Raw genomic sequence first — 14,496 nt, 5'->3', positions numbered from 1 at the left:
AAGTGTGTATACGGCAACGTATCGGGGGTTCGAATCCCCCCCTCACCGCCATATTTTAAGAAGAGCTCGTACGCAAGTACGGGCTTTTTTTTTCGCATGTGGCACCCGCCGGGGGGGGATGAGAACCCCCGACCGGGGTTCGACAACTGGCGCAGCCAGTTGGACAGACCGCGAGCCCGCGAGCGGGCTGCCCCGCAGGGGCGAGCGAAGCGAGTCAATCCCCCCCTCACCGCCATATTTTAAAAAGAGCTTGCTAACTGTTTCGCCCTTCAGCGTCAGATCTGTTCAGCCATAGCCCGGCCAGTACTAGAAAAGTGTGGCCATCTATGTCCTGTGCCTTTGTATCCTTGACGACATAATCACCTGGATGACATTATTTCTTTTCCAATGCGCATTACTTTTTCACATCCCCTTGCTTACACATTCGTGTACTCTACCTCCCATGCTTTATCATCCTCCGATAATGATTTACCCGTTTCTTCCTGTACTGCTATCATTGAACAGCTATAGATTAATGTATTCGCGCAGAATCCTGCCCCTCATCTTGGTATAGCTCGGCATAAGGATGTGATCTTCGGAATGCCGATAATCACTCCAATAAATAAGTCGCTAATACATTTCTCGGCCTATATCTTCGCTTTAACGAAATAGGCAGATTCTAATCAGGCTTGGAGATTGTTCAACTTTTCCAATAGTGACTGCAAGATATAGCCAGGCTCGGAGAAACCCAAACAAGCCATAAGCTAGAGTTCAAAGCCAAAGATATCTCCAGCCTTTCAGAGGCTCAGTGTCAAATAAGTAGGATTTCAATGACAACAGCAATCAACCAAAAGTTACAGAGCAGCCGCAAAGAGTTGCTGGATATTGGGCTTCGCAACAATATGCTTAACTTCCGCAAGACGGCTAAGACCCTGATGGTGGTGGATGAACTAGCCGAAGAGGTATTTAACATCCTCTATCGCCAGGATAAAACGATGACTTTTTCGCCGATATCTCGCAAGAAGCTGGAAGAACTGGCGGAAAAAGAAGGGGGTGAGGACGAAGAAGCATTGCTGTCAGAGCTGGAGAATCTGGACTACGCTGGCGTATTTGCAGAGGCGGAAGATGAAGATGAATCCGGCACGTCACGCCGCCATCTGGATACGCGCCTGCAGACAGCGCTCTCCGATGAAAAGTTGTTCCTTCAGTTATTAAAAATACACACTGAGGCGAAAGGATTTATTGAGGAACAAGGCGTTAATACCCTGTTCCTGGCCCTTGGCTTCCTGCATTGGTATGAAGCAGACAGTTCAGATACTCTACGTAAAGCCCCCCTGCTGCTGCTGCCCGTGAGCCTGGAACGTAGTGGTGCTAAAGAGGCTTTCAAGCTGAATTATTCGGGCGATGAGTTAATGGCCAACCTTTCGCTGGTGGCAAAACTCAAGACCGATTTTGGTCTGGATATGACTTCCTGCACATTCGATGAAGATAACTTTGCGGCAGATGAGAACAGCCTTGAGCGTTTCTACAACGATGTCACCGATGTGGTCAGCAAACAGGTACGCTGGAAGGTCGTCAAAAATGAAATAGCGTTGGGTTTCTTCTCGTTTGGTAAATTTCTGATGTTCAAGGATCTTGATCCTAAGAGCTGGCCTGATGAGAAACAACCAGAAGCAAACGTCGTTATGAAGCGTTTGCTTGGTCCTGGCTTCGGCGATATACACGCAGCATATAGCGAAGGCGTAAATATTGACTCGGTCATCAAACCGGGTGATATAAATTTTGTAAAGGACGCAGATAGCAGCCAAACGGAAGCGATTCTGGAAGTACGTGAGGGAACCAACCTGGTCATTCAAGGGCCGCCAGGGACAGGCAAGTCGCAGACCATCACGAACATCATTGCGGAATTGATCGGTCAGAAAAAAACGGTGCTATTCGTTGCTGAAAAAATGGCCGCTCTTGAGGTGGTAAAACGGCGTCTTGATGAAAGCCATTTAGGCGATGCCGTCCTCGAATTACACAGCCATAAATCCACAAAGCAATCGGTACTCAAAGAGTTAGGCAGAACGCTGGATCAAGGACGCCCGCTGACCAAAATTGGCGAGGAGGACCTTTCCAGTTTGAATATGCTACAAGATGACCTCAATGAATATTGCGAGGCAGTGAGCGCTCCAGCAGGCGCTAGCGGAATGCCGTTTATCGACGTGCTGGGTCACTATCTGCAACTAAAGCGAGTAAATCCGGGGCTGTCCGTCATTCCGTTTGCGCCAATGGCGACCTGGAGCTATGCCGATCAGCAAAAGCATCGTGAGCTGGTTGATGAGCTCGTTCTGCATCTAAAGGAGATGGGGCGCCCCGATCAGTGTACCTTCTGGGGAAGCAACCGGACGTACTTTTCACCTATTGAGCAGAGCAGCGCTAACGATGCGCTGCAGTTAGCGAGTTCGCATCTTATTGCACTCCAGTCCACGGCTTCTGCGCTTTCTGAACGATTAATGCTCACTCAACCAGCAACGCTGGCAGACGTCGATATCGTGTGCCGGGCGGCACGTCGTGCGGCCGAAGCACCACAACTGGATGGAGTTCAGCTTTCCACGGGTGAGTGGCAATCAAGGCGTGATGAGATCCGTGAATTGTTAGACGCTGGTGGGCGTATGACGGCTTGCCGTATCAGACACGACAGCCAGTTGATCGACGCGGCCTGGGAACAAGACCTTTTAGAGGTCCGCCAAAGCCTTTCGATATATGGCAATAAATGGTGGAAAGTATTGTCTGGCCGTTTTCGGGCAGCCCGTGCGCGTTTGCAAGGGTTATCCCGGCATGAATTACCTAAAGCCAGCGCGGATATGCTGGAGTTAGTGGATACGGTACTGGCCTACCAACAAAGTAAGAAAGTGTACGATCAGCATGAAGTGCTTGGTAGCGCCCTGTTCGGCGCGCAATGGCAGCATCAGAAAACAGATTGGCCTGTGCTTGAGCATTTGAGTGCCTGGGTAATCAAACTGCATGACGATCTGGGAAATGGACAGATTCCAAAAGGCATCATCGCTTTCCTGTCCGGGCATTCTGATGCCAGCGGTCTCGGCAATTCCGTTACCGAAATAGAACAACACATCAGTGGGTTGGAGAAGGAGCTGCATCGAGCGCTTGAAGTGACCGGAATGCAGACAGAAAACACCAAATCCAGCGTCAGAACACAAGGTCTCACCAGGCTTGGCAAATATCTACAATTGTGGCAAGACAACCTGAATGCGCTTTACCAGATAGCGCGATTTAACGTGCTCTCAGAGCAATTACGCAAGGTTAAGTTGGACGATCTGCTAGAAATCGCTATCAGCATTGATAAACCTGAGCAGCTTACAACAATTTTAGACCTCTCCTGGTATTCTGGCCTGGTGCAGAAGGTCTATGCCGAGAATCCCGTGCTGCAGCGGTTCGACAGAATTAAACACGATCACCAGATTGCACGTTTCAAGTCGCTCGATCTGGCTTCACTCAATCATGCTCAAAGCTATTTGGCTAAGCAGATATGGGAAGGTATGCCTAATATCAATCAGCCTGGTGAAATAGCTGTACTGCGGGCCGAACTCAATAAGAAACGCAGGCACATCCCGATAAGACAGCTTATTGATAAGGCTGGCCGGGCGATTCAACAGATCAAACCCATCTTTATGATGAGCCCGATGTCTATTGCGAACTTCCTTCCACCCGGAAAACTTGAATTCGATGTTGTCGTATTCGATGAGGCCTCGCAGGTGAAGGCTGTTGATGCATTCGGCGCAATCATGCGCGGTAAGCAGGTGGTTGTGGTCGGGGATACCCGTCAGATGCCGCCGACTGATTTCTTCAGCCGGGACGTAGAGCTAGAAGATGACGAGGCTGCAGTTTCCGATATTGAAAGCATCCTCAGCTTGTTCAAAGCCGCCGGTAGCCAAGAACGTTATCTTCGTTGGCACTACAGGAGTCGTCACGAATCATTGATTGCGGTATCTAACGTTGAATTCTATGACAACAAACTGGTGGTATTCCCTTCTGCTGGGCAGCATCCACATGCTCATGGAGTGAGTTTCAACTACCTGCCCGATGCATTGTACGACCGGGGACGAACGCGTACCAATAGGGGGGAAGCTAAGGCGGTTGCACAGGCCGTTATTGAGCATGCGATTCGAACACCAGAACTCTCTCTGGGCGTCGCGGCATTCAGCGTATCGCAACGTGATCTTATCCAGGTTGAGGTTGAATTACTGCGCCGTCAACGGCCCGAAGCCGAAGCTTTTTTCACTACGCAGAGCAGCGAGCCGTTCTTTGTCAAAAACCTGGAAAACATCCAGGGAGATGAACGGGATATGATTTTTATCAGCATCGGTTACGGGCGCAATGAGTCGGGGCGAATAGCGAAAGAATTTGGCCCGCTGAATCGTGAAGGCGGGCACCGCCGACTCAATGTTCTGATCACCCGCGCCAAGCTGTCGATGCAGGTATTTTGTAACTTCAGAGCCGAAGAGCTTGAACTTGATTCAGGTGCCAGCCTTGGCGTCAGGGCGTTGAAAAACTTTCTTAAGTATGCAGAAACAGGCGAGCTTGAAGTCGCCATAGAGACGGGGAAAGCCCCTGATTCACCCTTCGAGCAGGAAGTTATCGAGGCTCTACGCGAACGCAACTATGAGGTTGAGCCACAGGTAGGAACTGCTGGGTACTTTATCGATATTGCGGTTAAGGATCCAGAGTATCCCGGGCGCTATATTCTGGCGATCGAGTGCGACGGCGCAGCTTATCATAGTTCGCGTTCAGCCCGGGATCGCGACCGATTGCGCCAGGGTGTGCTGGAAGGACTCGGCTGGAACTTCCATCGAATCTGGAGTACCGATTGGTTCCGCAATCCACAGCAGGAAACCGCTCGAGTTGTCGCCGCAATTGAAGCGGCCAGAGCGAAAATTGCCGAAGGAAGAAGTGTGGTAGAACCTAAGCCAGAGCCAAAGTATAAAATTGAGCGAGGCGCCCCAGCAGCGAAAACTGAAGTGCTCTCCAGTTTCAGTCAACCTTATGTGAAAACCAAGCTGGTTCCGGTGATATCATCAATCAGCCTGCATCAAGAGAAGCCAGAACGATTGATGCAGATGATTAGGACTGTTGTTGATACAGAGGCACCAGTACACACCAGTGAAATAACACGACGTCTGTTGGAAGCTTTTGGCGTAACTCGCGCAGGTTCAAGAATCGCGGCTGCTGTTGAAGGTGCGATTAACCTTGGTACAAGACAAAACTTTTTTAGAATTAAAGGAGATTTCGTGTATTCCTTTGAGAGTTTGCCTATCCCTATCCGTAATCGCGCCCATATGGAGTCAGCAGAACGGAAACTTGAATGGGTAGCACCTGAAGAAATAGATCAGGCCTTATTGAAAACAGTAACTCTCGGCTTTTCAATAAGTCATGAGGATGCCATTTCTGGCGCATTAGATCTCCTGGGCTTCGGGCGTGCAACAGCGAAGATTTCGCAAGCCCTTGAAGAAAGGATCGGTAGCCTTGTCACAAAGAGGCGTTTACAAGTAGTTAATGGTATCGTCACTACTACAAGTGTTTACCCTTAAAGTTTAATGCAGTGCGATTATAATACCGCTTTCATTATACTGTATTACGCACATAGAGTATGGGTATGCCAGCACCCGGAATAGTACTGAGGGGACTGGCTACTCAGCGGGTGGCCATTCCGCTATCATATGTCTTTCTACGGCGTTTTAGCCCCTGCATTTCACCCCAACAACATATACCACAGATATGTTCCTGAGCGTCTTCCACCAAAACTTATAGAGTACGCTCGGCAAGCCATCTTCTGGAAATGACAATATCAGCACCAACACCAAATGATCGCTTTACTATTTTTGGTATCCTTTTTTAGTTATTAATGATGTCCTGTTTCTGTCTGTTCACTTCCATCTGGAGTCATTGTTCGGGGAAAGAAAGATCGAATACTCCAGTTTATCCTAGTACCGTTTACTGGTGGAGCACAGAGAGATGAAAACCTTAGATCTGGGTCGACAACTGTCGCAGCAACCTGGACAGACCACGAACCTGCGAGCTAACTGCCCCAACGTCTGCCATATTCATAAGGAGTTCAGGAGGAAATCGTTTTCTTAACAAACCATATCCGCCCGACAATTTCTGAAGCTGCGCAAAAAAATTTGCATGATTTATTTAAATTTATCGCCATTCAAAAAAAGAAATGTCGGATTGTATTTTTCCATTAGTTCATTAGTTTTCCTTGCAGAAGAATACGTCTTTAATTTCCTCGAAAAAATAACCGCCAAAATAAAAGAAATCGAATTCTCGATAATGATATAGGCAATCCTAGACGTTATAATAAAAATGATGAACAAAGATAAACTTGTCATTACACTATCAATATTTTCAGGTGGATAAGTCAATTCACAAAATAACCTTAATATTGCAATGATATAGTAAATCAAAAACAACAAAAAAGCAGTATGGGCAAATAAATGGAGTGTTATTTTTTTGAGTGAATATATTGGTATCGTGTGCCTATCATAATCAAAAATTTGTGGGCAATCAAGAAAGGATAAAAACCCTGTATTATTAATACGAATGTTATTATCGTGAATATAACAAAATAAAACTTGCAATATCGGTACAGGGTAAAGTAGCCCATATTGCTTGAGCTTTAATTCCTTCATCAAAACCTCATATTTATCATCAGTTCCTCTATATTCCTTTATTAATTTCAAAGCATTAATTTTATCGTCCACCGATAGTTTTAAAAAACCAGACGAGAGATTATTTTTAAAAATCCAGAAAAATGGAAAAAAAAGTCTTCTTATTGACCTTACTGACCACAAACAAATCGTTACTATTAGTGGACCTGTAATGCCTTTGAAATGTTCATCCAGTAGCCATGAGTTTTTAATAAAATCTAAAATATTCATGTTCTCAATTATACACCGTTCCTTAAATCATTAATTTTATCATAACATTTTACTCAAACCAATTTCATTTTGACAAATCTTTTTTAGGGTTATTAATATTCCGTATAAAATACAATCGCGATACAAATTACAGATATATTGTCTTTTTGAATATCCAGGCAAGTCAGAACCATCCCTTTTATATGTATGAGGCGAAGAATGACATGATACTACAAAAAAGACAATATTATTATCGTAACCACTTTAATAAACTCCACTTATATTAGCCCTATAAATAAAACAATCCTTTTTCATCAATGCTTTTATCATATCGATTTGTTAATCTATAGCCATCAGCACACCCTCCTTAAATATAGATTATCTGAGGCCATTTTTCTGATAACACCCAGACTACGCCAACTAATAATATCATAAGGCGATTATCTTATACTGTTTATTTGGTAAAGGAATGAGATATATGTAGAATTCATTTGTGATGTGAGTAGATGCATTGCTATCTTGCCTGGTTGAGATAGGTAGATGAACAGCAAAGAAATAAAGATACATCTGAAGCAGATTTTGATCCAATTTAATACCTCATCGGAGTGGTTTCACATTTAAGTGATTTTCTCTCTTTATTAGACTCTCGAGCCTATCGCTAAGTAGCGGAGACTTCGTTCATTACTCATCATTTACTCACAACAATACGCTAAATCAGGTTACATAAGTTATAAACACTTTAGTATGGATTCCAAATCCCAACAAGATCCTGCCATATATATTTTTCCAGGTACTAAATACCCTGCCTCCCCCATCAATCCTCCTCCATTCGCTGATACTCTTCGCTGAGGTAATCCACCAGCGCTCTAACGGAGGGCAGCAGCCCGCGCCGGGAGGCAAATACCGCATGGATCACTTCCCGCCGCGGCTGCCACTCATCCAGTACCACCTCTAACTCCCCTGACGCCAGCTGATCGCGCACCATCAATAAAGGAAGCTGCACCACCCCCACGCCGGCTATCGCCGCCTCGCGCAGCGCCAGCATATCGGTGGTCACCATTCGCGGCGTGAAATACACCTCCGCCCTTGCCCCTTCAGGCCCGGTAAGCTGCCATTTATGCTGATGCTTGTTCGCCCCCAGGCTGAGCCCTGGCCAGTCGCTCAGCTCAGACGGCGCCTGCGGGCGTCCGAGCCGGGAAATCAGCTGCGAACTGGCCACCAGCCGGTGCCCGCGGTCCGCCAGCACGCGCATCACCAGGTCGCTGTCCTCGATTGGCCGGGGACGGACGCGGATCGCCACATCAATGCCCTCACCGACCACATCCACCCGGCGGTTGGTCGCCTCAAGATGCAATGTTACCCCGGGATAGCGCGCCATAAATCGCGCCAGCATCGGTCCGATATGGACATGCAGCAAGGTGACCGGACAGGTGATCCTGACGCTGCCGCGCGGCTCGGCGCGCAGCGTGTCGACCGCCTGCTGCGCCGCCTCGGCCTCAATCAGCATCGCTTTGCAATGCTGGTAAAAGGTCTGCCCGACCTCGGTGACCGCGAACTGGCGAGTGGTTCGCTGAATCAAACGCACGCCCAACCGCTCCTCGAGTTGCGCAATACGGCGGCTGAGCTTGGATTTCGGCTGGTCAAGCGCTCGCCCCGCCGCGGCGAAACCGCCATGGTCCACGACCTGGACAAACCAGGCGAAGTCATTGAGATCCTGCATCCTTCCTCCATTGTTCCATTTTTGGAACAGTATAGGTCATTTTTGCTTACTACCGCACACGTCGTCCCGGATATAAGCTTATTCACATCAGATACCGATACACAGGAGAAAGCCATGAAACAGATTACAGGAGTCTACACCTCGCCTGCGCAGCATTGGGTAGGCGACGGCTTCCCGGTTCGTTCGATGTTTTCCTATCAGACGCACGGCCAGCAGTTGAGCCCCTTCTTACTGCTCGACTATGCCGGGCCGTACACCTTCCCGGCAGGCAGCGATAAACGCGGCGTCGGTGAGCATCCGCATCGCGGATTCGAAACCGTCACTATCGTCTACGCCGGTGAAGTAGAGCATCGTGACTCCACCGGACGCGGCGGGGTGATCGGCCCAGGCGACGTGCAATGGATGACGGCCGGCGCCGGGATCCTGCACGAAGAGTTCCACTCGGAGGCCTTCACCCGCAGCGGCGGCGAGCTGAAGATGATCCAGCTGTGGGTCAACCTGCCCGCCAAAGACAAAATGACGGCCCCCGGCTACCAGAGCATTACCGCCGGGACAATCCCCACCGCCGCGCTGGCGAATGGCGCCGGACAGGTTCGGGTTATTGCCGGCCAGTATGACGACGTCAGCGGCCCGGCCCATACCTTCTCACCGCTTAACGTGTGGGATCTGCAGCTGAATCAGGGGCACGACCTCACGCTGCGCCAGCCGGAAGGCTGGAGTACTGCGCTGGTGGTACTGGAAGGGGAAGTGATCATCAACGGTTCCGAACCCGCCCGCGAAGGCCAGCTCGCCGTCCTGAGCCAGGCAGGAGACGCACTGCACCTGGAGGCGACAACCCAGGCAAAAGTTCTGCTGATGGCCGGCGAACCGCTGCAGGAGCCGATTGTGGGCTATGGCCCCTTTGTCATGAATAACAAAACACAGATCGCAGAAGCCGTTCGCGATTTTAACAGCGGCCGCTTTGGCCAAATCTAACTCATTGAGGTGAATACTATGTCTACTCCCGCTAACTTTAACGGTGCTCGTCCGGTGATTGATGTCAACGATACCGCCATGCTGTTGATTGACCACCAGAGCGGCCTGTTCCAGACCGTCGGCGATATGCCGATGCCAGAGCTGCGCGCTCGCGCCGCCGCGCTGGCGAAGATGGCCTCGCTTGCCGGGATCCCGGTGATCACCACCGCTTCCGTGCCGCAGGGGCCGAACGGTCCGCTGATCCCGGAGATTCATGAGAACGCGCCGCATGCGAAATACATCGCCCGTAAAGGCGAGATCAACGCCTGGGATAACCCGGAATTCGTCGCCGCGGTGAAAGCGACCGGTCGCAAAACGCTGATTATCGCCGGGACCATCACCAGCGTCTGCATGGCCTTCCCGGCGATTGCCGCCGTCGCCGACGGTTATAAAGTGTTTGCCGTGATTGACGCTTCCGGCACCTACAGCAAAATGGCGCAGGAGATCACCCTGGCTCGCGTGGTACAGGCCGGCGTAGTGCCGATGGATACCGCCGCCGTCGCCTCTGAGCTGCAGCGTACCTGGAATCGCCCGGACGCCGCAGAATGGGCGGAGGTGTACACCAAAGTCTTCCCGGCCTACCAGCTGCTGATCGAAAGCTATAGCAAAGCGCAGGACGTCGTGAAGAATAACGAACAGCTTGATTCCCAGCGCTAAAACGCCTGCCCCGCTACGTCGCAGCGGGGCGTTGTTCATTGCGTGAGCGGTCGGTAAAGAAAGAAGAAATTATGCTTGACCGTTTAAACGCAACTCCCTATAGTAGCGCCCCGTTGCCCACCCAAGGTGAGCAGCAAGACAATATGGTGAGGTGTCCGAGTGGCTGAAGGAGCACGCCTGGAAAGTGTGTATACGGCAACGTATCGGGGGTTCGAATCCCCCCCTCACCGCCATATTCGAGATGAGAGCCTGTACGTAAGTACGGGCTCTTTTCTTTTATATTCTCCGCTGGGGGGGATGAGAACCCCCGACCGGGGTTCGACAACTGGCGCAGCCAGTTGGACAGACCGCGAGCCTGCGAGCGGGCTGCCCCGCAGGGGCGAGCGAAGCGAGTCAATCCCCCCTCACCGCCATATTCGAGATGAGAGCCTGTATGCAAGTACAGGCTCTTTTCTTTTATATTCTCCGCTGGGGGGGGATGAGAACCCCCGACCGGGGTTCGACAACTGGCGCAGCCAGTTGGACAGACCGCGAGCCTGCGAGCGGGCTGCCCCGCAGGGGCGAGCGAAGCGAGTCAATCCCCCCTCACCGCCATATTCGAGATGAGAGCCTGTACGCAAGTACGGGCTCTTTTCTTTTATATTCTCCGCCGGGGGGGATGAGAACCCCCGACCGGAGTTCGACAACTGGCGCAATCACCTGGACAGAACGAAAAAGACAAACCTAATGATACTTTCTCACTTCGTGTTACAGGGGCTTGTTAAGCAAAAATAAAACCAGATTCGCCATATCCTCTGCATAGGTATCATAGTCATCTTGCGCGAGTGATGCATTGTTAATATGATATTTCCCTGAAACATAAAAAGAAGGCGTACCACTTACTTTCATTTTTTCGACCAGATTGTCCTGTCTGGCAATTAAAGCTTTTACCATAAAATTACTTTGCATTTCGGCATATTTCTCGGACGTAATGCCAAGTTGATTAAATACCTTAACAATATCAGCTGTCGTTTTAATATCACGCTTAACCTGTAAGCCTTCAAACAATAACTTTTCCACCTTGCCATCTACCCCAGCATATTGTGCTACGGCCCATGCTTCTGTTAATGCTGGTCCTAAAGGTCCCATCTGGCTGACATGGTATTTTTCCAGTTTCATATCGGCGGGCAGGCGCTTTCTGATAGCTGTATCAACATTGATGCGCTCTGCAAACGCATAACAAGGTCCGCAGTAGAAGGAAAAAAACTCAACCAGTTGCGGCGGTTGCTTAACAGTAGAATTAATGACAGTGAAGTTTTTCCCTGCCTGATAATCTTTACTATAAGCAGCAGATGACAACCCCACCATCAAAATAGTAATTAATAACTTGATAACTTTCCCATGTACGACCATAGTGCTTCCCTTACAAGTATCCATACAATTAAATGAGTAAAACGGCGTAAGACGAAAGAAATTATTAGAAAGGCGCTTATGTATAGCAAAGCAGATATTCTTGTATTACAGAGAAGAAATTCTATCACCTACAGCGATGGATCCCTCAAAACAGAAATTTTATCCGCACTTCAAACTGTCGCAAAGATCAAAACAACAAAGCCCGGGCTAGCCCGGGCCTTGCTCACAGTATGACGCTCAATAATAGGCTTTCAGCGTCCGCTGGCAGAGGGCCGAGCGCACGCAGTCATCGGTGGTGAAACGCACGATGCCGATCATCTCGTCTTCCTCAAAACGCGCCAGCGCATCACTTAGGCCAGATCTCACACCAGAGGGCAAGTCGCACTGGGTGATATCGCCATTGACGATGACCGTCACGTTCTCCCCGAGGCGGGTTAAAAACATCTTCATTTGCGCTGCGGTCACGTTCTGGGCCTCGTCCAGAATCACCACCGCATTTTCAAAGGTACGTCCGCGCATATAGGCGAACGGCGCGATTTCCACCTTGCCGATTTCCGGACGCAGGCAGTACTGCATAAAGGAAGCCCCCAACCTTTTCACCAGCACGTCGTAAACCGGTCGGAAATAGGGCGCGAACTTCTCGGCGATATCTCCCGGTAAGAAGCCGAGATCTTCGTCGGCCTGCAGAACGGGACGGGTAACAATAATTCTGTCCACATCCTTATGGATCAGCGCTTCCGCTGCCTTCGCCGCACTAATCCAAGTCTTGCCGCATCCGGCTTCGCCGGTGGCGAAAATCAGCTGTTTATTGTCGATGGCATTCAGATAATGCGCCTGAGCCTCATTGCGCGCCTCAATTGGAGAAGTATCACGGCTGTCCCGCGCCATGCCAATTGCTTCTACGCCACTCATTTGCACAAGCGATGTGACCGATTCTTCTTCACGCTGCTTATGACTGCGTGAATCCCGTCTCAGCACACGTTTTGCTTCACGACGAGCTTTGATCACTGCTTTTTGTCTTCCCATGGATAGCACCTTGCGTTGTAGGTTTACATCACACGCGTCAACATCGACGCGACTATGCGCACGAACGATTGAGGTTTGGCTTCCTTGTAAGCCATTGCTTGCCGGTAGAACTGACAACGAGTCGCGGCTACGCGCACCGCGTACCCTGCCAAGGTGATAATAATTCGAAGCGGAGGGAGAAAGAGTGAGAAAATCGCTGCCGGAAGCGGGGCTTCCGTGCTGAAGAGTACGGTCTGTGGTTTTACGTTGTCCGGTACGGGACCTTACCATTCGCGATCTCCATAGTGAAACGTCACACTGCCGGGAACTACCGCGTATGTAATAAGTACATCAAAAAAGATTCTTAATGCAACTTATTTTTCACAATGACGCAACAAATAGTTCTTAAGCAAGTGTAGGAGACTATCGGTCATTTGTATTACAGAAATATAACACATGGCAGGAAATATAAGAAAAATGAGAAAAACAGCAGAAAACGCCCTGCCCTTGCGGACAGGGTCGGTATCAGGCCTGCAGCAGCGTCTGTCCCAGGTAGTGCTTGTCATCCACTACGCCGGGTAAAACAAAGAAGTAGCCCCCGCCAATGGGTTTGACGTACTCCTCCAGCGCCTCGCCGTTAAGCCGTTTCTGCACCGTCAGAAAACCCTTTTCCAGATCGTGCTGATAGCAAACGAACAACAGCCCCATATCCAGTTGCCCGGCGTTAGTGACGCCCAGCGAATAGCTGTAGCCGCGGCGCATCATCAGGCTGGACTGGGTTTCCGGCGTGCGAGGATTGGCCAGACGAATATGGCTATCCAGCGCGATCGTCTCGCCGCCAGGATCGTTGCTGTAATCCGGGGTATCGTGCTCGTTTTTCATCCCCAGCGGCGCTCCGGTGTGTTTGTCGCGGCCAAAGATCGTCTGCTGCTCTTTCAGCGGCGTCCGGTCCCAGAACTCGACGTGAAACTGGATGATGCGCGCCGCCTGATAGCTGCCGCCCACGGCCCAGGCCGGCTCGTCCTGATCCGCCGTTACCCACACGACCTGATCCATCAGCGCGCTGTCATGGCTCGCAGGATTAGCGGTGCCGTCTTTGAAACCCAGCAGGTTGATGGGGGTCTCTTTGCCTTTGCTGCGCGCCGCGCTATCGGAGATAAACCCTTCCCGCTTCCAGCGCACGCTGAGCAAATCCGGCGTATGTTTGATGACATCGCGCAGGGCGTGGATCACCGTATCCTGAGTATTGGCGCAGATCTGCAGCAGCAGGTCGCCATGGCACAGGGCGGCATCCAGCGAATCATTGGGGAAGCGAGTCATCGGCTGCAGTTTTCTCGGCACTTTATCCGCGAGACCAAAGCGCTCATCAAACAGCGAATGGCCGACCGAGACGGTGATGGTCAGGTTATCCGGGGCAATCCACGGCCCTAAGATGCCGGAATCCATCGGCGGCAGCCGGGGATTAGGCGTATCGGGCGCCGGGCCGCCGTGGGTTAAAAAAGCGATACGCTGGGTCAGAAGCCGGAACAGACGCTCGAGGTCGGCTTTATCTGACGCCAGCACGTCGAACGCCACCAGCATCATCGAGGCCTGCTGCGGCGTCAGAATGCCCGCCTGATGCCGGCCGTAGAATGGCTGTTTTTCCTGACGCGCGTCGGGTGCGAGCGTCCCGGGGGAGCTTTCCGCTTTTGCCGCATGCGCCACCGGGCAGCCACCGGTGATGGCCAGCGCGCCGCCAAGCGCGCCGATCCCTTTCAGTAAGCGACGACGTGACGGCTCGTTCACGTCGTGTGGTTTCTGTTGTGCCATCGA

At 50.6% G+C, this 14,496-nt stretch carries 8 protein-coding genes, 1 tRNA gene and 2 other RNA genes; 6 read left to right on the top strand and 5 right to left on the bottom strand.

The window, feature by feature from the left end; genetic code table 11:
* Window positions 1-809 precede the first annotated feature (809 nt).
* A complete protein-coding gene (locus ABLU95_RS12105) occupies window positions 810-5,567 on the top strand; it encodes a DUF3320 domain-containing protein (RefSeq protein ID WP_087848983.1) in 4,758 nt (1,585 codons plus the stop codon).
* A 600-nt stretch (window positions 5,568-6,167) separates the two neighbouring features.
* On the opposite strand, the gene ABLU95_RS12100 is transcribed toward ABLU95_RS12105, so the two are convergent.
* Complete coding sequence (locus tag ABLU95_RS12100; protein WP_087776206.1) at window positions 6,168-6,917, bottom strand: hypothetical protein; 750 nt, start codon at window positions 6,915-6,917, stop codon at window positions 6,168-6,170.
* Window positions 6,918-7,710: 793 nt separating this feature from the next.
* Complete coding sequence (locus ABLU95_RS12095; RefSeq protein WP_023289111.1) at window positions 7,711-8,616, bottom strand: LysR family transcriptional regulator; 906 nt, start codon at window positions 8,614-8,616, stop codon at window positions 7,711-7,713.
* Between the two features lie 114 nt (window positions 8,617-8,730).
* Between ABLU95_RS12095 and ABLU95_RS12090 the strand changes: the two genes are divergently transcribed.
* The 5 genes from ABLU95_RS12090 to ABLU95_RS12070 all read left to right on the top strand — a co-directional run bounded on the left by ABLU95_RS12090 (window position 8,731) and on the right by ABLU95_RS12070 (window position 10,881).
* Window positions 8,731-9,591 (top strand): pirin family protein, encoded by an 861-nt coding sequence (locus ABLU95_RS12090; protein WP_087848984.1) that lies wholly within the window; start codon window positions 8,731-8,733, stop codon window positions 9,589-9,591.
* 18 nt (window positions 9,592-9,609) lie between these two features.
* On the top strand, window positions 9,610-10,287 hold the full coding sequence (locus tag ABLU95_RS12085; protein WP_002898927.1) for an isochorismatase family protein: 678 nt from the start codon (window positions 9,610-9,612) through the stop codon (window positions 10,285-10,287).
* Between the two features lie 145 nt (window positions 10,288-10,432).
* Window positions 10,433-10,520: transfer RNA gene (locus tag ABLU95_RS12080), tRNA-Ser, on the top strand.
* A 43-nt stretch (window positions 10,521-10,563) separates the two neighbouring features.
* Window positions 10,564-10,700, top strand: a non-coding RNA gene (locus tag ABLU95_RS12075) — RtT sRNA.
* 44 nt (window positions 10,701-10,744) lie between these two features.
* Window positions 10,745-10,881: non-coding RNA, RtT sRNA (locus ABLU95_RS12070), on the top strand.
* Between the two features lie 153 nt (window positions 10,882-11,034).
* Here the strand turns inward: ABLU95_RS12070 and ABLU95_RS12065 are convergent.
* The 3 genes from ABLU95_RS12065 to efeB all read right to left on the bottom strand — a co-directional run bounded on the left by ABLU95_RS12065 (window position 11,035) and on the right by efeB (window position 14,493).
* Window positions 11,035-11,679 (bottom strand): DsbA family protein, encoded by a 645-nt coding sequence (locus ABLU95_RS12065; protein ID WP_049013714.1) that lies wholly within the window; start codon window positions 11,677-11,679, stop codon window positions 11,035-11,037.
* A gap of 237 nt (window positions 11,680-11,916) precedes the next feature.
* Window positions 11,917-12,705, bottom strand: a complete 789-nt coding sequence (gene phoH / locus ABLU95_RS12060; RefSeq protein WP_002898923.1) for a phosphate starvation-inducible protein PhoH — start codon at window positions 12,703-12,705, stop codon at window positions 11,917-11,919.
* A 504-nt stretch (window positions 12,706-13,209) separates the two neighbouring features.
* Window positions 13,210-14,493 (bottom strand): iron uptake transporter deferrochelatase/peroxidase subunit, encoded by a 1,284-nt coding sequence (efeB, locus tag ABLU95_RS12055; protein WP_023289108.1) that lies wholly within the window; start codon window positions 14,491-14,493, stop codon window positions 13,210-13,212.
* Window positions 14,494-14,496 lie beyond the last annotated feature (3 nt).

Source organism: Klebsiella sp. GG_Kp146 (assembly GCF_040061975.1).
Classification (GTDB): domain Bacteria; phylum Pseudomonadota; class Gammaproteobacteria; order Enterobacterales; family Enterobacteriaceae; genus Klebsiella; species Klebsiella quasipneumoniae.
Note: the sequence above shows the minus strand (reverse complement) of the source record. Positions and strands in the feature narration are given on the sequence as shown.